The organism is Pseudomonas sp. CM27, assembly GCF_013179515.1.
Taxonomy (GTDB): domain Bacteria; phylum Pseudomonadota; class Gammaproteobacteria; order Pseudomonadales; family Pseudomonadaceae; genus Aquipseudomonas.
In genome coordinates this window covers 9,826-27,704 of record NZ_JABMCN010000053.1, presented here as the reverse complement: position 1 = coordinate 27,704, position 17,879 = coordinate 9,826, and the positions used below count along the sequence as shown (strand labels likewise).

The window sequence follows — 17,879 nt, the reverse complement described above, 5'->3', positions numbered from 1 at the left end:
CCTGATCGTCAACATCGGCCACGACGTGATCGAGAAGCCGCCGTTCTTCATGGTCCGCGGTGGCACCGAAGTCATCCACATCAACTTCCGCTCGGCCGAAGTCGATGCCGTGTACTTCCCGCAGGTGGAAGTGATCGGCGACATCGCCAACGCCGTGTGGCAGATCAGCGAAGCCCTGAACGACACTTCGCACTGGGACTTCACCCGCTTGCTGGCCATCCGTGAGGCCAACGAAGCGCAGATCGCCGAAGGCGGCGACGACGACCGCTTCCCGGTGTACCCACAGCGGCTGGTGGCCGACATCCGTCGCGTACTGCCGTCCGAAGGCATCGTTGCCCTGGACAACGGCATCTACAAGATCTGGTTCGCCCGCAACTACAAGGCGCACAAGCCCAATACCGTGCTGCTGGACAACGCCCTGGCGACCATGGGCGCCGGCCTGCCATCGGCAATGGCCGCGCACCTGGTGCACCCGGACCGCCCGGTGATCTCGGTATGTGGCGACGGCGGCTTCATGATGAACAGCCAGGAGCTGGAAACTGCAGTGCGCCTGAACATGCACATCACCGTGGTGATCCTGCGTGACGATGGCTACGGCATGATCCGCTGGAAACAGGCCAACATGGGCTTCACCGATTTCGGCCTGGACTACGGCAACCCGGACTTCGTCAAATACGCCGAAGCGTACGGTGCCAACGGCCACCGCGTGGAAAGCGCCGAAGGCCTGCTGCCGCTGCTGGAACACTGCATCAAGACCCCAGGCGTGCACGTGATCGACTGCCCGGTCGACTACAGCGAGAACGACCGCATCCTCAACAGTGAGCTACGCGAGCGCGCGCTGGCGGTATAAGCCCCCTGCCAACAGCGCTGCCCCTGGTGGGAGGCGCTGTCGGCTCGCGGTTATGTCCCGCAGGTTGGCTGTACATATCGACCCCCTGCCATAAGGCATATTTAATCACCCTCAGGTCTCCCACCCAGACCGCATCGAATTCAAGCCATGCGCCGTACTTGTGGGAGCCTGGCTTGCCGGCGATGGGCCGCAAAGCGGCCCCAATTGCTTAACGGACTGGCATTCGGCGATGCGGATGCCTTTTTTCAACAGGACTGGAGAGCCCCCGAAAGCGGCGCGCTCTCTGATGGCCTATTACGCTCATTTGTTCGAGCTGCGGATTTCCGATTCCCCTAACGCTGTATATCGATACTCGAAACATCAGGGTTAACAACTAACGCGGATGTAGGCAGAGCCCTACTGCATCCCGTCCCTTTTCCTACAGGCTTGTGGGAGTGTCCCGACTGTCACTCCCCGGTCGATCCCCGCTCTACTGGCGTCCTTCCAAAACAACCATAAGAAGGAAGCCACCATGTCTGAACACGGCACCCCAGTCAGCCCCGTACGTATTGCTGTCATCCAGTATGACCCTCAGGTCGGGCTTGAGCACTGCGTTGGTAACCTAGGCAGAGGGCTGGCACTGGCCCGGCGCGCGGTATGCGAAGGGGCCAATCTGATCGTGCTGCCCGAGCTGGCCAATACCGGATACACCTTCCACACCCGAGCTGAGGCCTATGCCCATGCCGAGACGCTGCGCGACGGCCCCAGCCTCAACGCCTGGGCGGACTTTGCCAGCGAGCACAAGGTGTTCCTGGCCGCAGGATTTGCCGAGCGTGACGGGCTGAAGCTCTATGACAGTGCGGTCCTGTTCGGCCCCCAGGGCCTGCTTGGGCATTACCGCAAGGCCCACTTGTGGAACCAGGAAAAGCTCTGGTTCACCCCTGGTGATCTGGGTTTCCCCGTGTTCGAGACGCCGATTGGCCGCATCGGCCTGTTGATCTGCTGGGATATCTGGTTCCCGGAGGTACCGCGGCTGATGGCCGCACAGGGCGCCGACATCATCTGCAGCCTGAACAACTGGGTATGGACACCGCCCCCTCTGTTCGACGAAGCAGGTCGCTGCATGGCGTCCTACCTGACCATGACCGCAGCACACGTCAACAACGTCTACATTGCCGCCGCCAACCGCATCGGCACGGAGCGGGGTGGACGCTTCCTGGGCTGTTCGCTGATCGCTGGAACCAATGGTTGGCCCATTGGTGAAGTGGCCGGCCCAGAGGAGGAAAGCATCTTGTATGCCGATGTCGACCTCAGCATTGCGCGTTCGGCACCGATCTGGAACACCCTCAACGATCTGCCCCGTGATCGGCGCACTGACCTCTACGATGCGGCGCTTGGCTATCGCTTGCATTCACCGATGCCGCGCTGAGGAGTCGCCGATGAAAACGCTACGCTTCTCGAACCGGCAACGTTCGCCGGCGTTGATATTCGCCTGCCTTTTGGTGTTGTTGGTGGTGAGCCTGGCCCATGACCAATGGCCGGACTATGGGCAACTCGCGGCGACGCTCGATCAGCCGATGAGCCGCTTGCGCTGGATAATCGGCGATATCAGCGAAGTGACGTTCTACAAGCACGAGCTGCCTGCCCTGGGCTTGCTGCTAGGTGCTTGCCTGGCACACTGGGCCTATGTGCGCGGATACCGTTGGCAGGGTTTTGCCATTTGCTACGGCAGCGGCTTGTGGCCATGGGTGTTCACCAGCTCATTGATGGGCCTGCTGCTGAGTCACGCATTGTGGGGATGGACCTTGGCCAGTGGTGCCTGGCAACCGACCTTCGTTGCCTTCGTGTCATTGCCGGCAGCCATGGTGCTGCTGTTTGGTGCAGGCTGGCGGGTGACGATAACCGGCGCCCTGCTGGGCGCGTTGCTGGTAACGCCAGCCAGCCTTTTGGTGGTCAACTACCTGTGCTATCCCTTGCAGCTGCCGGCGGTGATCGGCAACGTGAGCGGCATGGCGCTGGCAAGCCTTGTGGCATTCCTGTTGTGCAAGTGTTTTCCCTCATGGGTAAGGCCCTGTCACGCGCCGGCCCCATCCGAGCCCGTCGCTGTACAGGCTGATTACGGCGTGGTCTGGACCTTGCGCCGCGTGCTGGCTGACTTCAGCGAAGCGCCATTTTACGGGAATGAACTGGCCAGCCTAGGCTTGCTGCTGGGCGCGTTCCTGGCCTATATGCTCGCTCCGTCAGCGGCGGCGTATGGTTCGCTGCTGTTGCTGCCAATGATCGCCGGGCAGGCGCTGGCGTCACTGGTCGGGGTCGTGTTCTGGCGACGCCAGTGGCAGGCGCGTGGGTGGTATCCCACTTACATTCCGATTGTCTCGATCGTCCCGGCAGCGGTGCTTGCCCACGGTGGCAGCTGGCAGGTGGTTGTCGCCAGTGCAGTGCTTGGCGCGCTGGTAGCTCCGCCGCTGGCAGTGGCCATTACCCAGCGCTTGCCGGCCTCTATGCACGGCTATATCGGCAATGTGCTGTCGATGGCCATCAGTACCCTGGGGATCGTGCCGCTGGTTGGGGTGCTTGCCGGAGGTGGGGTATGAATGGGGGAGTGCCACTGCCCAGGCTCTCGATCGGTAGCCTGGGTGGCACGGTGAGCATGCAGGCAGCTGCTCCGGGACACGCTGTGCGACCAACGCTTGGCTGCGATGAGCAACTGGCCAAGGTCCCGCAATTGCGCCATATGGCTGATGTTGAAGTCGCCACACTGGGCCTGCTTCCCAGTGCCTCGTTGGGCTTTGCGGCGCTGCTCGACGTGCTGGCCTGGGCCCGCAGTGAAGTGGAGCGGGGCGCGCAGGGTGTAATCCTTACCCAAGGTACCGACACCTTGGAGGAAACCGCTTATTTTCTTGATCTACTGTGGCCGTTCGATGTTCCGTTGGTGATGACCGGTGCCATGCGCGCGGCCAGCCAGCCGGGCAATGACGGCCCCGCCAACCTGCTGAGTGCGGCACAGGTTGCGCTGGCACAAGGCAGCCGTGGACGTGGTGTGCTGGTAGTGATGAATGATCAGGTCCACTGTGCAGCCAAGGTTCGCAAGACGGCCAGCCTGGCGCTGGCCGCTTTCGAGTCGCCTGGCTGCGGCCGCGTGGGCGATGTTGTGGAGGGTGCAGTGGTTTATCGCCAACCGCCAGGCTTGCGCGATGTGTTGCCGCTGCCCCATCGAATCGAGCACCGCGTTGCTTTGCTGGAAGTGTGCCTGGACGCGGATACGGCCCTGTTGCAAGCCGTAGCACCCTTGGGCTACGAGGGGCTGGTCATCGCAGCGTTCGGCGCAGGGCATGTTTCCGGCAGCTGGGCCGCGCTGCTGGATCAGCTCGCATCTGCCTTGCCGGTGATCGTTGCCACCCGCACCGGCAGTGGTTCGACCGCCCGAGCCACCTACGAGTTTGCCGGAGCCGAGATCGATCTGCAGCGCAAGGGGGTGCACATGGCCGGGCAGCTCTGCCCGCGCAAGTGCCGCATTCTGTTGTGGTTACTGCTGGGTACCGGTGAGCAAACGGCACTGCAAAGCTGGTTGTCTCAGTAACGAATCTGCCCGCGTAGCGACCGCCGCGGGCAGCTCTTGAGGCACTGCTGTGCTAGTGTGCACACACTTTTGCTTTCCAGGATGTCCATCCATGCTTCCCCTTCTCAGCGAAAAAGAACTCGTCCGCCTCGAGGACCTGCTGATCACTTACGGCAATGACTATTCGGTGCTCAACCTGGCCGAGCTCAATGGCTTTTTCACCGCGCTGGCCAGCTCGCCGATTACCGTCACCCCTGAACATTGGTTGCCAGCGGTAGCCGGTGGCAAGGTGCCGAAGTTCAAGAAGCCTGCACATGAAGAGGCCTATACCGCGTTGATGCTGCGCTATGCCAGCCAGGTGGCGGAACAGTTGAGCGACGACGTCGATCACTTCGAGCCGTTGTTCGAGGAAAACGAAGGCGAGCAGGGCAGCGTTATCGTCATGGAGGAATGGTGCTTCGGCTACATGCGCGGTACCCAGATCGCTGGCTGGACCGAACTGCCGCCTGAGCAGGACCAACTGCTCAAGGCTATCTCGCTGCATGGATTGGAAGACAACTTCGAATTGCTTGACCAGATGAGCGAAGAAGATATCCAGGCCTGCGTGCCGCAGGTGGTCGAGGCCGCGCGTGAGCTGTTCCGGTATTTCAACAAGCTGCACTGATTTGGCATGCCTATTGGCCCTACCGCCGTCTTGCCGGCGATAGGGCGGTGTAGACTGGACGATTATTCCGCTCAGCGAAATTATGGTTTCCCCTGCGCACGGATTCTGCTGCCAGCCGAACCGGTGCAGGATGTGCTCCATCAGCCCAACCCGGCGCTGACCAGGAGCCAAGCCCATGTCGAACCCGATCAAGCTCTACAACTTTCCCAAGTCCGGCCACGCCCACCGCATCGAGCTGATGCTCTCGCTGCTGAACCTGCCTGCCGAACTGGTGTTCGTCGACCTGGCCAAAGGGGCGCACAAGCAGCCCGACTTTCTGGCCCTCAACCCGTTCGGCCAGGTTCCGGTAATTGATGACAACGGCATTGTGATTGCCGATTCCAATGCGATTCTGGTGTACCTGGCGAAAAAGTACGACAACGGCACCTGGCTGCCCGAGGAACCTGCCGCAGCCGCTCGCGTGCAGCGCTGGCTGTCGATCGCTGCCGGCCCGCTGGCTTTCGGCCCTGCCGCCGCACGCCTGGTCACGGTGTTCGGAGCCGCGTTCAATACCGACGAAGTGATCGCCCGTGCCCACACCCTGCTCAAGGTGATCGACGCCGAGCTGGCCAAGGCCCCCTTCCTGGCTGGCAGCAGCCCGACCATTGCCGACATCGCCAACTACTCGTACATCGCCCACGCTCCCGAAGGCAATGTGTCGCTGGAGCCCTATGCCAACGTGCGCAGCTGGCTGGCGCGGATCGAAGCGCTACCAGGCTTCGTGCCCATGCCGCGTACCGTGATCGGGCTGCAAACCAGCGCCTGACACCCTGCCATCGGGAGGACCGCCGCCATGCAACAGCACTCGGACCACCGCCCCTCGCCCTGGCATGCCGGCGAGAAGACCCTCCAGGAAAAGGTGGGTGTAGCAGAGCGCATGGAGGCGTTCGGGCAAAAGGTCATTCGTGACTTCATGCCCGACCAGCACCGCATTTTCTATCATCAACTGCCGTTCATGATCGCTGCCAGCGTGGACGCTGACGGCCACCCTTGGGCAACCCTGCTGGAAGGCCCGGAGGGGTTCGTCAGTTCGCCTGATCCTCGTCAGCTGACGATCGATACCACGTTGCCTGCAGATGACCCTGCCACCCCGGGGCTGGCCTCCGGGCAGGCGATCGGCCTGCTGGGTATCGAGCTGCATACTCGCCGGCGCAACCGTATCAACGGGCAGATCCGCCAGGCTGCGGGCGGGCAATTGCAGGTGATGGTAGAGCAGGCGTTCGGCAACTGCCCGCAATACATCCAGCTGCGTGACTACACCCGCGTCGATGAGCCCCGCCAGGCACGTGTCGACGCGAGCACACTGGACGCCGCGACAGTCAGCATGATCCAGGCGGCCGATACCTTTTTCGTCGCCAGCTACGTCGAGCACAGCGACGGCCAGCGTTCGGTGGATGTCTCCCACCGCGGCGGCCGGCCCGGGTTCGTCAAGGTAGAAGGCAACCGCCTGACCATTCCCGACTATGCCGGCAACCTGCACTTCAACACCCTGGGCAACTTGTTGGTAAACCCGCAGGCAGGCTTGCTGTTCATCGATTTCCACAACGGCAACGTGCTGCAGCTCGGCGGCCGTACCGAGGTGCTGCTGGACAGCCCGGTAACCCAGGCGTTCGAAGGCGCCGAGCGGTTATGGACATTGCAGGTCGAACAGGTGGTGTGGCGCCCGACTGCCGTTTCGCTGCGCTGGGGGTTCAAGGGGTATGCGCCCACCAGCCTGACGACCGGTACCTGGTCCGAGGCCGCAGCGCGTATCCAGCAACGTCAGCAACAGCGCCAGTGGCAGGCCTGGCAAGTGTTGCGGGTGGAGCAGGAGAGCCGCGATATTCGCTCGTTCTACCTTGAGCCACCGGCCGGCAGCAACGTGGCTTTTGCGCCGGGGCAGCATGTTCCCGTGCAGATCCAGCCTGACGGTGGGGCTGCCTTGATCCGCACCTATAGTTTGTCCAGCGCGCCTGCCGACGGCTACCTGCGCATCAGCGTCAAGGCCCAGGGCCCGGCGTCGCGGTACCTGCATGAGCGCGTTGTGGCGGGTGATGTGCTGAACGTACGCGCGCCGATGGGCAGCTTCACCCTCGATCGGCAGAGTACCCGGCCGCTGGTACTGATCGGCGCGGGCGTCGGTATCACGCCGTTACTGGCCATGCTGCGCGAGCAGCTGAGCAGCGGCCCGGCACGGCGTATTCACCTTTTCCATGGCGCCCGCAGCCTGGCCGACTTGCCGTTCCGTCAGGAACTGACAGCTTTGCAGCAACAGGCCGCTGGCATGCTGCACGTGCACCGTGCCCTGAGCCAGCCGGAAAGCCATGCGGTGGTGGGGCGTGATCATGAGTTCGTCGGGCGGCTGGGCATCGAGCAGGTCAAGGCGACGCTGGCGCTGGACGACTACGATTTCTACCTGTGTGGCCCGGGTAGTTTTACCCAGGACCTGTATGAAGGGCTGCGCGGGGTGCATGTGCCGGATGCACGGATCCACGCGGAAGCCTTTGGCCCATCGACGCTACGACGGCATACCGACGGCGCCCAGCCGGCGTTGCAGCAGCCGCCTGCTGCCAGCGAGCCGGTGCCGGTGTATTTTGCGGCTTCGGCCAAAGAGGCGCGTTGGGCGCCCGGCAGCGGTACGCTGCTGGAGCTGGCAGAAGCGCGCGGGTTGGCGCCGGAATTCAGTTGCCGGGGCGGGTCATGTGGAACGTGCAAGACCAGGCTGGTGAGTGGCCAGGTGCATTACCCGAACCCGCCGGCAGAGATGCCGGATGCCGGGACCGTGTTGATCTGCTGTGCTGTGCCGGCGCGGATGGAGGAGGGCGGGCAGGCGTTGGTGCTGGATGCCTGATTCGCCTGCTCGCGAACAGGCCAGGCCAGACAACCCCAAAAGCCCAAATGAAAGATAATCTGCGCACTTCATAGCCCCGAGGCCCGCATGGACCAGATCCACCTGATGAAGGTGTTCGTCGCCGTCGGCGAACTGGAAAGCTTCGCCGCCGCTGCCCGCCGCCTGGACATCTCCCCCGCAGCGGTGACCCGCGCCGTCAGCGCCCTGGAAGATCAACTGGGGGTCAAGCTGTTGCTGCGCACCACCCGCAGCGTTCGCCTGACCGAGGCGGGCAGCCGTTACCTGGAAGACACCCGGCATATCCTTGCCAGCATCCACGAAGCCAACGAAGCGGCCGCCGGTATCAACGCCACACCCAAAGGGGAACTTGCAGTCACCGCCCCGATCCTGTTCGGCAAGAAGTTCGTCATGCCCTGCATCGTGCGCTATCTGCAGCAGTTCCCCGAGGTCGATGTGTCTGCCTACTTTCTAGACCGGGTGGTGAATATGGTCGAAGAGGGCATGGATGTGGCCGTGCGCATTGGCCCGTTGCCTGACTCCGGGCTGAAAGCACTGCGGGTGGGCAGGGTGCGACGGATGCTGTGTGCGTCCCCAGACTACCTGGCCCGCCATGGCATGCCCACGCACCCCTCGGACCTGGCAGGGCATGCGGTGATTGGCACCACCAACCTGTCGCCACGCGCCGGCTGGCGTTTTGGGGTGACCGATGAGCCGACCTTGGTGCGCATGAAGCCGCGGTTGACCGTGACCAGCAACGATGGGGCGATCGCTGCCGCCAGCGACGGGCTGGGGATCGCCCGCCTGCTGTCTTACCAGGTGGCAGACGAGCTGGCCAGCGGGCAGCTTCAAGTGATCCTGGCCGAGTATGAAGAAGCACCATGGCCGATTCATGTGCTGCACCGGGAGAGCAAGTATGGCTCGGCCAAGGTCAGGGCCTTCATCGATATGCTCGCCCAGACCCTGCGCGCACAGCAGCTGAATTGAGATCGTACAACAACAGCAAAAATATCTCGAAACAATAAGTGTTGTACGATGACCTATGACGTGGCAATCTTCCGCCTGAAACAATTTGTCGCATATGGCCACTGCCGGCATAAGCGCGAATCACCCGCAACTCTAAAAACAAAAATTCAGGTGAACCATGAAGATGAAAGGCATCCGTTGGTGGATGGTCAGCCTTGTCACGGCTGGGCTCGTCGTCAATTACCTCGCCCGCAATACCCTCTCGGTGGCCGCGCCCACCCTGATGACCGATCTTTCCATCAGTACCGAGCAATACGCCAAGATCGTTGCCAGCTGGCAGATCTGCTACGCCCTCATGCAGCCGATAGCGGGCTGGTTCATCGACTTCATCGGCACCAAGCTGGGCTTTGCCGTGTTTGCCATGGCCTGGTCGCTGGCCTGCGCCGGCGCGGCGCTGGCCACGGGCTGGCAGAGCATGGCGTTCATGCGCGGGCTGTTGGGCATGACCGAGGCCGCCGGCCTGCCAGCCGGGGTCAAGGCCACCACCGAGTGGTTCCCGGCCAAGGAGCGTTCGGTGGCGATCGGCTGGTTCAACATTGGCTCGTCGCTCGGCGCCTTGCTGGCGCCGCCGCTGGTGGTGTGGGCGATCCTGCACAGCGGCTGGCAGCTGGCATTCGTCATCGTCGGGGCATCGGGCATCGTCTGGACCCTGCTGTGGATGCTGTTGTACAAGCACCCGCGCGACCAGAAGCGCTTGAGCGACCAGGAGCGCGACTACATCCTGGCCGGGCAGGAGGCGCACTTTCAGCAGGACACCCGTGAGAAAGGCGCGTGGAAACGCATCTTCAAGACCCGCAACTTCTACGCCATCGCTTCGGCGCGAATCCTTTCCGAGCCGGCCTGGCAAACTTTCAACGCGTGGATCCCGCTGTACCTGATGACCGAGCGGCACATGAATATCAAGGAAGTGGCGATGTTCGCCTGGCTGCCGTTCCTGGCTGCCGACATCGGCTGCGTGCTGGGGGGCTACCTGAGCCCGCTGTTCCACCGCTACTTCAAGGTGTCGCTGTTCACCTCGCGCAAGATGGTGCTGGTGTTTGGCGCCAGCTGCATGATCGGCCCGGCCTGCATCGGCTTGGTGGAAAGCCCGTATACGGCGATTCTGTTGCTGTGCATCGGCGGCTTTGCTCACCAGACGTTGTCGGGTGCGCTGTACTCGATCACCTCTGACTCGTTCAGCAAGGATCAGGTGGCGACTGCCACCGGCATGGGCGGCATGTGTGGGTACCTGGGGGCGGCGGTGTTTACCCTGGTGTTCGGCATTCTGGTGACGCAGGTTGGCTACAGCCCGCTGTTCGTGGTGCTGGCGGCGTTCGATATCGTGGCGGCGGTGCTGGTGTGGAAGGTGGCGCGGGAGGTGTGTGGGGTTGCTGCATCTGGCAAGCCGATGGCGACGTCGACCGAGGCGCTCGCTTAAAGCGTCAGATTTTGGGGCCGCAAAGCGGCCCCACCCCAGGCGAAACGGTTACAACGCTCGATATTGCATCCGGAACCCCAGGCTCATCGCTTCCCCTCGCTGCAACAACCGCAGCCCGGGCCGCCCCGGCAGGTGATGGGCATTGACCGGATGGCTAACCGGCTCGAAGCAGAAAAAGCCCTGTCCTTGCGGGCAGAACAGCAAAAAGTGTTCAGCCCCGCTGGCGCTGCATGCCAGCCGATAGCCTGCACTGGGTTGTTCGATCAAGCATTCTCCTGCCCAGCCACTGAAGGCATGATCAACCACGGTTTCGGGCAACCGGCCCATGGTCTGAAAACGCCACTGCTCGGGGATCTCGGCCTGGTACGACGGCAACCGCCCATCTTCGGCCAGCCATACCCTGCGCGCCGCTGCATAAAGCTTGGTATCGGGATATCGAGGGAAGTAGGGGTGCAGCCCCAACCCATACCAGGTGGCTGGCTCATCCAGGTGCGTCACGTGCAGGTCCAGGTTCAGGCAGCCCTCATGCAGATGCACATCCAGTGTGGCGTGGTAGGCAAATGGCACCTTACTGTCCAGCGTCAGGCGTGCACGCCGTTCACTGTGGTGCTCCACCTGCCATGCCTGCTGCCAGGCACTGCCATGAATGGGGTAGGGGTCATGCCCGGTGTTCGGCGTCAAGGCCTGCCACCCCTCGGGGCGGGCAAAACCACCTTCGGCAATACGGTTGGACCACGGCGCCAGCGGATAACAGCCCAGGCGTCGTGGCGTACCGCTGGCCAGTGCGGCCGGGTCGGAATGGCGCAGCAGCGCCTGCCCGGTCGCACTCACTTCCCAGTTCACCAGGCTGGCGCCCAGCTCCGGGGCCAGGCTCAGGCGGGTCAGGCGGTCCTGCAGGTGCAGTTCGGTCACAGCCATTCAAGGCTCCTTTGAAAAGTCAGCTGGCCCGGCGGTAGGTAAGCAGCACGATGCCGCACACCACCACGGCGCCGCCGATTAGTTGCAGAGGGCTCAGTTGCTGGTCGAGCAAAGCCCAGCCCAGCAGCAGGGTGGCGATAGGTTCGACGTTCATCACCGGTGCGTTCTGCGCCATGTTCAGCCGTGGCACGCAGACGAACAGCAAGGTGAAGGCCAGGCCATACAGCACCACCAGGCTGGCCAGCGCCAGCCAGCCGCTGCTGCTGCCCGGCAGTGACAGACCGGACGGCATCACCCCGCTGAAGCCGGCTACCAGCATGCTGGAGAACACGATCAGCAATGTCAGCAGGCTGCGCACTGGCCCGCGCACACCGGCCAGTTTGTGGTCGGTGATCCACAACGCGCAGGCGAAGGCGCAGGCGGCGCCGAAGGCCAGGCTGACGCCCAGCGCCCAGTGCGGGTTGGCTGCGCCACTGTCGGCCAAGCGCGCCGGCACATCCAGCGCCAGTACCAGGCCACACAGGATCAGCCCCATGAACAGCACGGTGCGGCCGGTCGGGCGGGCGCCGCCCAGTGCCCAGGTCAGCAGGGCCAACAGCATCGGGAAGGTGTTGCCCACCAGCAGCGCCAAGGCCACCGGAATGCGCGCTACTGCCGAGTACAGGCACAGGCTCTGGGCGGCGATCAACAGGCCCAGTACCAACTGCCAGTGGCGGGTACCGGCGGGCAGGCCCAGTGCCTGGCGCTGCCATAGCAGGAGGCAGGCCAGCACCAGCAAGGTGATGCCCGAGCGGCAGAGGATTGCCAGCAACACCCCGGTACCGTCATCGAAGGCGATGCGTGCGGCGATGTGGTTGCCGGCAAATGAGCAGGCCAGCAGCGCCAGCAGGGCGATTGCCAGTTTGCGCGGGAACAGGGTTGCAGCAGAGGAGGGGACAGCCATGTGCAGGATCCATTTGCAGGTTTCGCGTAGGGGGCTGCTTTGCAGCCCATCGCCGGCGAGCCAGCTCCCACAGAGACTGCGCAGGGCTGGACGGCTGCCCAATTCCTGTGGGAGCCGGCTCGCCGGCGATGGGCCGCAAAGCGGCCCCGCTTTCAGTTACAACACCACGCTAGGCAGCCATAGCGAAATGGCCGGAATGTAGGTCACCGCGATCAGTACCAGGAACAGCGCCAGGTAGAACGGCAGCAGTGCCTTCACGGTCGATTCGATGCTCACCTTGCCAACGGCCGAGCCGACGAACAGCACCGCCCCCACCGGCGGTGTAATCAAGCCTATCCCCAGGTTCACCAGCATGATCATGCCGAACTGCACCGGGTCCACCCCGATACCGGTAACCACCGGCAGCAGGATCGGCGTGAGGATCAGGATCAGCGGTGCCATGTCCATCACCGTACCCAGCAGCAACAGCATGAAGTTGATGCACATCAGGATCACGTAGCGGTTGTCCGACAGTGTCAGGAACGCCGTGGTGATCTTCGACGGGATCTGCATCAGGGTCATCACGTAGCCAAAGCTGGCGGCAAAGCCGATCAGGATCATCACGATCGAGATGGTCCGCACCGTGCGGTGCATCAGCTTGGGCAGGTCGCGCCACTTGTAGTCGCGGTAGACGAACATGGTCACGAAGAACGACCACACCACGGCCACTGCCGCCGATTCGGTGGCCGTGAATACGCCCGACAGAATGCCGCCAAGGATGATGACCATGGCCATCAGGCCCCATAGCGCCTCGCCGGCGATCTTCAGCGCCTGGCGCAGGGGGATCACTTCGCCCTTGGGGTAGTTGCGCTTCCGGGCGAACAACAGGCACAGGCCCATCATCACCCCACTCAGCAGCAAGCCTGGCATCACCCCGGCCATGAACAGCGAGGCGATCGACACCGTGCCGCCCGCCGCCAGCGAATACAGTACCGAGTTGTGGCTTGGCGGGGTCAGCAATGCCTGCACCGAGCCACTGACGGTCACGGCGGTGGAGAACTCTCGGGGGTAGCCTTTGCGCTCCATCTCCGGGATCAGCACCGAACCCACCGACGCGGTGTCGGCCACCGACGAGCCGGAAATCGCACCGAAAAAGGTCGAGGCCATGATGTTGACCAGCGACAGCCCGCCGCGTACGAAGCCCACCAGCACCCCGGCAAACGCCACCAGGCGCCGTGACATGCCGCCTTCGGCCATGATCGCGCCGGCCAGCACGAAGAACGGAATGGCCAGCAGCGAGAACTTGTTAACCCCACTGGCCACCTGGATCATCATCGCCTGCAGCGGAATGTCGATCCACCAGGCGCCGATCAGTGCCGACAGGCCCAGGGCATAGGCCACCGGCATGCCGAGCAGGATGAGGGCGACGAAACTGCCCAACAGAATGAACGCATCCATTTATGCCGCTCCTTCGCTTTCTTCTTCGAGTTGGTCGAAGCGCACCACCTTGCGCTGGCTCTGGTCGCCCAGCAGCAGTTTCTCCAGCACAAAGACCAGGGTCAGCACACCACCGATCGGGATCGGCGCATAGGTCATGCCCACCCGCACGCCCGGCAGCGATGCCAGAAACTGATTCCAGGTGGTGATGCACAGCTTGGTGCCGTACCAGGTCATGAACACGCACACCAGAATCATCAGCACTTGCACCAGCAGCGCGGCCAGCTGCTGCGGCAGCGGAGGCAGGCGGTCGGTGATCATCGCCACCGCCATGTGCGCCCCGGCCCGGTAGCTGGCGGCGGCGCCGACGAAGGTGAACACCACCATCAGCAGGATGGCCACCGGCTCTGGCCAGCTGGCGCCAGTGCCGAGCACGTAGCGGGCGAAGATGCCCCAGGGGATGATCAGCGACATGGCCAGGATCGACAGGCCGGCGATCCAGATGCAGCCGCGGTAGAGCGTGTCGTTCGCACGCAGGAAAAGGTTTTTCATGGGCATCACCAAAGCGGCAGGGCGGCGGGCGCCGCACTGCCGAGGTCGTTCGGGAAGGGACCGGGTTACTGGACGGCGTCGATGCGCTTCATCAGGTCGGCGTACGGCGCGCCGTATTTTTCACGTACCGAGGCGGTGGCGTCGTAGAACGGCTTCTTGTCGACGCTGATGAATTCCACGCCGGCGGCCTTGAGCTTCTCTTCGCTGGCGGCGGACTTGGCGTCCCACAGTGCGCGTTCTTCCATCTGTGCTTCACGGGCCACTTTTTTCACCAGCACCTGCTGCTCGGGGCTCAGCTTGTTCCACGTGGTCTTGGACATTACCACCGGCTCCGGCAGGATCAGGTGACCGGTCAGGGTGTAGTACTTGGCACTCTGGAAGTGGTTGTGCTCGAGCAGCGTCGGCGGGTTGTTCTCGGCGCCATCGATCACGCCGGTCTGCAGCGCGCTGAAGATCTCCCCGGTGTCCATGGCGATGCCGTTGCCGCCCATGGCGTTCATCATGTCGATGAACAGCGGGTTGCCCTGCACGCGAATCTTCATGCCCTTGAGGTCTTCAAGGCTGCGCACTGGCTTCTTGGTGTAGATGCTGCGCGAGCCACCGTCCATCCAGGCCAGGGCGACCAGGTTGAAATCGGAGTTGGTGATCTTGTCGAGGATCTCCTGGCCGATCTCACCGTCGATGATCTTGCGCATGTGTTCGTGGTCGCGGAATACGAACGGCATGTTGAACACGTTCACATCCGGCACCACCGGGCCGACGATCCCCAGGCTGACGCGGGTCATCTGCACGGCACCGATCTGCGCCTGTTCGATCACTTCCTTTTCCGAGCCCAGCACGCCACCGGCGAACATCTTGAAAGTAATGTCGCCATTGCTGGCCTGTTCGAGTTTTTTGCCCATGTTCTGTTCGGCAACCACCGTCGGGTAGCCGGCCGGGTGGATTTCGGCGAACTTGATGTCCAGTGCCGAGACGGGCATGGACAGGCTGAGGGCGAAGGGGAGTGCGGCAAGAAGCAGCTTGCGTTTGAACGTCATGATGAAACTCCGTGGTTTTTATTATCCGGTTTCGGGCGTGCAAGTGTTGGTGTGGTAAAGGGCTCAGCCCCGGTAGGCAGGCTCCTCGACACCCTTGGTGCCAGGGTTGAGGGCAAATACCCCGCCAGCCAGGGGCTGGTCGCTGAGGTCGGAGCCCGCGGGGCGGATCGAGGTGACGTACAGGGTGTCCAGGTTGGCGCCGCCAAAGGCACACATCGCAGGCTTTTTCACCGGCACGTCGAGTGAGCGGTCAAGCCGACCTTCGGGGGTAAAGCGATGGACCTGCCCGGCATCGTTGCCGCAGATCCAGTAGCAGCCATCCTGGTCGATGGCGGCGCCATCGGGCCGGCCGGGGTAACCGCGCATGTCGACGAACAGCCGTTTGTCGTGCGGCGTGCCGCTGTCGATGTCGTAGTCGAACACCCAGACCTTCTGCACGTTGGGGTGCGAGTCGGACAGGTACATGCGTTTGCCATCGGGGCTGAAGGCCAGGCCGTTAGGCACGATCATGCCATCCAGCTGCAGATGCAGCTGGCCTTCGCCATCATGCCGGTACAGCGCGCCAACGTGGGCGCCCTGCGGCATGTCCATGAGCATGCTGCCGGCCCAGAAGCGGCCTTGGCGGTCACAGCGTCCATCGTTGAAGCGCATGCCAGCCTGGGCATGCTGCACGCTGCTGAGCAGGTGGCTGTCGAGGCTGCCGTCAGCCTTGGCCTGCAGCTGGAATATGCCGCTTTCCATACCGGCCACCCAGCCTTCGCCGCTGCGGGCGATACAGGCGAGCATCTCGTCAGCCTGCCAGACCTGGTGCATGCCATCGGCCGCCTGCCAACGGTGCAGTTGGCGTGCGGGAATATCGACCCAGTACAGGGCCTGTTCGCTTGGGTGCCACACGGGGCTTTCGCCGGTGCCGTTGCGGGCGTCGACGATCAGTTCGCAGTTCATGGCCGTGCCTCCTGGCGCAGTGGGTCAGTTGAACGGGCCGGCCACGGCGAAAGCGCCGCCCTGATAGACCATGCTCGGGTCATCGGCGGCAGGCGCCGGCTGGGCTTCCACGGCGGCGCGGAAGGCTTCCGAGCTGTCCTTGGGCGCGTAGCCCAGGTGCGCGGCATGGCGGTTGTCCCACCACACGGTGCGGTTGTCGGAAGCGCCGTAGACCACGGTGTGGCCAACGTCCGGCGTAGACAGGCCTCGCTCGATCAGCTGCAGCAAGTCGTCATAGCTCAGCCAGGTGCAGAGCATGCGCGGGTTCTGCGGTTGCGGGAACGACGAGCCGATGCGGATGCTGACGGTCTCGATGCCGTAACGGTCGAAGTAGAAACTGGCAACATCCTCGCCATAGCACTTGGACAGCCCGTAGTAGCTGTCGGGACGGCGCGGGGAGTGGGCGTCTATGCGCTCGTCCTGGCGGTAGAAGCCGATGGTGTGGTTGGAGCTGGCGAAGATGATGCGCTTTACGCCATGTTTGCGCGCCGCCTCATAGATGTGGAATACGCCACAGATGTTGGGGCCGAGGATGTCTTCGAAGGAATGCTCGGTGGATACGCCACCGAAGTGGATGATGGCATCAACGCCTTCGACCAGGGCATGCACTGCAGCCTTGTCGGCCAGGTCGCAAGTGACGACCTCTTCATGCGGCCCGGCAGCGGGCGCCATGGGGCTGATATCGGAAAGGCGCAGGACCTCGGCGTAGCCTTGCAGGCGATCGCGAAGGACCTTGCCCAGGCCGCCTGCAGCTCCGGTGAGCAGCAGGCGATTGAGGGGAGTTGTGGTCATGGCCGGCTCTTGTTGTTGATTGTTGTAGGTTGTCGTATGACTTTTGTGATTATTGGCGGTGGTTCCGGTGGTTGTCAATGAGGCTTGTGTGGCTTTTGCCGGCCTCATCGCCGGCAAGCCAGCTCCCACAGGTACTGCACATAGCTTGAAATCGGCGCGCTCGGTGTAGGAGCTGGCTTGTCGTGGCGACGAACCGCTGCGATGGGCCGCAGAGCGGCCCCATAACAGGCAGAACGGTTTTTCCGGTTACAGCAACGAGAGCGGATAGTTGAAAATCAACCGGTTCTCATCAAACTCGTTATTGCTGTAATCCCGACGAATCGAAGAGTTACGCCACTTCACGCTCAAATCCTTGAACGCCCCGCTCTGGATCACATAGGCAAGCTCGGTCTCGCGCACCCATTCCTTGCCATCGGTCACCACCCCGCTGTGGACATCCTGGCCGCTGATATAGCGGTTCATCAGCGTCAAACCCGGCACCCCCACAGTGACGAAGTTGAAGTCATGCCGCACCTGCCACGAACGCTCGTTGGCGTTGTCGAAGCTGGAGTTGTAGCTGTCGTTGGCCAGGGTCCCGCCACTGGTGCCATTGACCCGCATCCAGGTATCGCCATCGACCTTCTGCAACCCCACCCAGAAGGTGTTGCCCCCGTACTTGGCCGAGAACATTCCCGAGTAGGTCTTGTTATCCAGTTCGCCTGCGCGCCTGGAACCGTCATCATCGCCATGGAAGTAGCCCAGGTTGGCGCCCAGGGTCCAGTCGCCCAGCGGCTGGCTGTGGCTCAGTTGCAGGTACTGCTGCTGGTAAACGTCCTTCAGCACAGCGTTCCACAGCCCCACCAGGGTGCGGTCCTGGTTGAACTTGTACTCGCCGCC

17 protein-coding genes and 1 pseudogene are annotated in these 17,879 nt (G+C 63.0%); 10 read left to right on the top strand and 8 right to left on the bottom strand.

Going from position 1 to position 17,879, the window contains the following annotated elements:
- The 10 genes and pseudogenes from HP547_RS09230 to HP547_RS09190 all read left to right on the top strand — a co-directional run.
- Nucleotides 1–850 (top strand): thiamine pyrophosphate-dependent enzyme (locus HP547_RS09230; RefSeq protein ID WP_256676298.1); only part of this gene is annotated, 850 nt, incomplete at its 5' end.
- Nucleotides 851–1,079: 229 nt separating this feature from the next.
- Nucleotides 1,080–1,187 (top strand): annotated as a pseudogene (locus HP547_RS29610) (oxidoreductase); the annotation flags it as partial.
- A 174-nt stretch (nt 1,188–1,361) separates the two neighbouring features.
- A complete protein-coding gene (locus tag HP547_RS09225; protein WP_172226819.1) occupies nt 1,362–2,258 on the top strand; it encodes a nitrilase family protein in 897 nt (298 codons plus the stop codon).
- A 10-nt stretch (nt 2,259–2,268) separates the two neighbouring features.
- A complete protein-coding gene (locus tag HP547_RS09220) occupies nt 2,269–3,423 on the top strand; it encodes a hypothetical protein (RefSeq protein WP_172286125.1) in 1,155 nt (384 codons plus the stop codon).
- Entirely contained in the window at nt 3,420–4,409 is a 990-nt protein-coding gene (locus HP547_RS09215; protein WP_172286124.1) for an asparaginase, read from the top strand. Before HP547_RS09220 ends, HP547_RS09215 begins: the two co-directional genes overlap by 4 nt.
- Before the next feature lie 91 nt (nt 4,410–4,500).
- Complete coding sequence (locus tag HP547_RS09210) at nt 4,501–5,052, top strand: UPF0149 family protein (protein WP_172226810.1); 552 nt, start codon at nt 4,501–4,503, stop codon at nt 5,050–5,052.
- Between the two features lie 175 nt (nt 5,053–5,227).
- Nucleotides 5,228–5,857: a glutathione S-transferase family protein gene (locus HP547_RS09205; protein WP_172226807.1), complete on the top strand. Its 630-nt coding sequence runs from the start codon at nt 5,228–5,230 to the stop codon at nt 5,855–5,857.
- A 27-nt stretch (nt 5,858–5,884) separates the two neighbouring features.
- Nucleotides 5,885–7,921, top strand: a complete 2,037-nt coding sequence (locus HP547_RS09200) for a pyridoxamine 5'-phosphate oxidase family protein (protein ID WP_172226804.1) — start codon at nt 5,885–5,887, stop codon at nt 7,919–7,921.
- 87 nt (nt 7,922–8,008) lie between these two features.
- Nucleotides 8,009–8,905, top strand: coding sequence for a LysR family transcriptional regulator (locus HP547_RS09195; RefSeq protein WP_172226801.1), 897 nt, complete (start codon nt 8,009–8,011; stop codon nt 8,903–8,905).
- Between the two features lie 157 nt (nt 8,906–9,062).
- On the top strand, nt 9,063–10,361 hold the full coding sequence (locus HP547_RS09190) for an MFS transporter (protein ID WP_172226798.1): 1,299 nt from the start codon (nt 9,063–9,065) through the stop codon (nt 10,359–10,361).
- A gap of 48 nt (nt 10,362–10,409) precedes the next feature.
- Here the strand turns inward: HP547_RS09190 and HP547_RS09185 are convergent, their stop codons facing one another.
- The 8 genes from HP547_RS09185 to HP547_RS09150 form a co-directional block, all read right to left on the bottom strand.
- The gene (locus HP547_RS09185) at nt 10,410–11,279 is read right to left on the bottom strand and encodes an aldose 1-epimerase (protein ID WP_172226795.1); all 870 of its coding nucleotides are present in this window, start codon (nt 11,277–11,279) and stop codon (nt 10,410–10,412) included.
- A gap of 19 nt (nt 11,280–11,298) precedes the next feature.
- Nucleotides 11,299–12,222 carry an EamA family transporter gene (locus HP547_RS09180; RefSeq protein WP_172226792.1) on the bottom strand — a complete coding sequence of 308 codons (924 nt, stop codon included), beginning with the start codon at nt 12,220–12,222 and terminating at the stop codon, nt 11,299–11,301.
- A 156-nt stretch (nt 12,223–12,378) separates the two neighbouring features.
- Nucleotides 12,379–13,659, bottom strand: a complete 1,281-nt coding sequence (locus tag HP547_RS09175) for a TRAP transporter large permease (protein WP_172229324.1) — start codon at nt 13,657–13,659, stop codon at nt 12,379–12,381.
- Nucleotides 13,660–14,190, bottom strand: a complete 531-nt coding sequence (locus HP547_RS09170; protein WP_172229322.1) for a TRAP transporter small permease — start codon at nt 14,188–14,190, stop codon at nt 13,660–13,662.
- A 65-nt stretch (nt 14,191–14,255) separates the two neighbouring features.
- Complete coding sequence (locus HP547_RS09165) at nt 14,256–15,227, bottom strand: TRAP transporter substrate-binding protein (RefSeq protein ID WP_172229320.1); 972 nt, start codon at nt 15,225–15,227, stop codon at nt 14,256–14,258.
- A 63-nt stretch (nt 15,228–15,290) separates the two neighbouring features.
- Nucleotides 15,291–16,172: an SMP-30/gluconolactonase/LRE family protein gene (locus HP547_RS09160; protein ID WP_172229318.1), complete on the bottom strand. Its 882-nt coding sequence runs from the start codon at nt 16,170–16,172 to the stop codon at nt 15,291–15,293.
- Nucleotides 16,173–16,196: 24 nt separating this feature from the next.
- Nucleotides 16,197–17,003, bottom strand: coding sequence for an NAD(P)-dependent oxidoreductase (locus HP547_RS09155; RefSeq protein WP_172229316.1), 807 nt, complete (start codon nt 17,001–17,003; stop codon nt 16,197–16,199).
- A gap of 246 nt (nt 17,004–17,249) precedes the next feature.
- Nucleotides 17,250–17,879 (bottom strand): OprD family outer membrane porin (locus HP547_RS09150; protein WP_172286123.1); only part of this gene is annotated, 630 nt, incomplete at its 5' end.

Bases quoted from the DNA above. Each gene is read 5' to 3' on its own strand.
- HP547_RS09225 (WP_172226819.1), top strand. From the start codon at position 1,362: ATGTCTGAACACGGCACCCCAGTCAGCCCCGTACGTATTGCTGTCATC.
- HP547_RS09220 (WP_172286125.1), top strand. From the start codon at position 2,269: ATGAAAACGCTACGCTTCTCGAACCGGCAACGTTCGCCGGCGTTGATA.
- HP547_RS09215 (WP_172286124.1), top strand. From the start codon at position 3,420: ATGAATGGGGGAGTGCCACTGCCCAGGCTCTCGATCGGTAGCCTGGGT.
- HP547_RS09210 (WP_172226810.1), top strand. From the start codon at position 4,501: ATGCTTCCCCTTCTCAGCGAAAAAGAACTCGTCCGCCTCGAGGACCTG.
- HP547_RS09205 (WP_172226807.1), top strand. From the start codon at position 5,228: ATGTCGAACCCGATCAAGCTCTACAACTTTCCCAAGTCCGGCCACGCC.
- HP547_RS09200 (WP_172226804.1), top strand. From the start codon at position 5,885: ATGCAACAGCACTCGGACCACCGCCCCTCGCCCTGGCATGCCGGCGAG.
- HP547_RS09195 (WP_172226801.1), top strand. From the start codon at position 8,009: ATGGACCAGATCCACCTGATGAAGGTGTTCGTCGCCGTCGGCGAACTG.
- HP547_RS09190 (WP_172226798.1), top strand. From the start codon at position 9,063: ATGAAGATGAAAGGCATCCGTTGGTGGATGGTCAGCCTTGTCACGGCT.
- HP547_RS09185 (WP_172226795.1), bottom strand. From the start codon at position 11,279: ATGGCTGTGACCGAACTGCACCTGCAGGACCGCCTGACCCGCCTGAGC.
- HP547_RS09180 (WP_172226792.1), bottom strand. From the start codon at position 12,222: ATGGCTGTCCCCTCCTCTGCTGCAACCCTGTTCCCGCGCAAACTGGCA.
- HP547_RS09175 (WP_172229324.1), bottom strand. From the start codon at position 13,659: ATGGATGCGTTCATTCTGTTGGGCAGTTTCGTCGCCCTCATCCTGCTC.
- HP547_RS09170 (WP_172229322.1), bottom strand. From the start codon at position 14,190: ATGAAAAACCTTTTCCTGCGTGCGAACGACACGCTCTACCGCGGCTGC.
- HP547_RS09165 (WP_172229320.1), bottom strand. From the start codon at position 15,227: ATGACGTTCAAACGCAAGCTGCTTCTTGCCGCACTCCCCTTCGCCCTC.
- HP547_RS09160 (WP_172229318.1), bottom strand. From the start codon at position 16,172: ATGAACTGCGAACTGATCGTCGACGCCCGCAACGGCACCGGCGAAAGC.
- HP547_RS09155 (WP_172229316.1), bottom strand. From the start codon at position 17,003: ATGACCACAACTCCCCTCAATCGCCTGCTGCTCACCGGAGCTGCAGGC.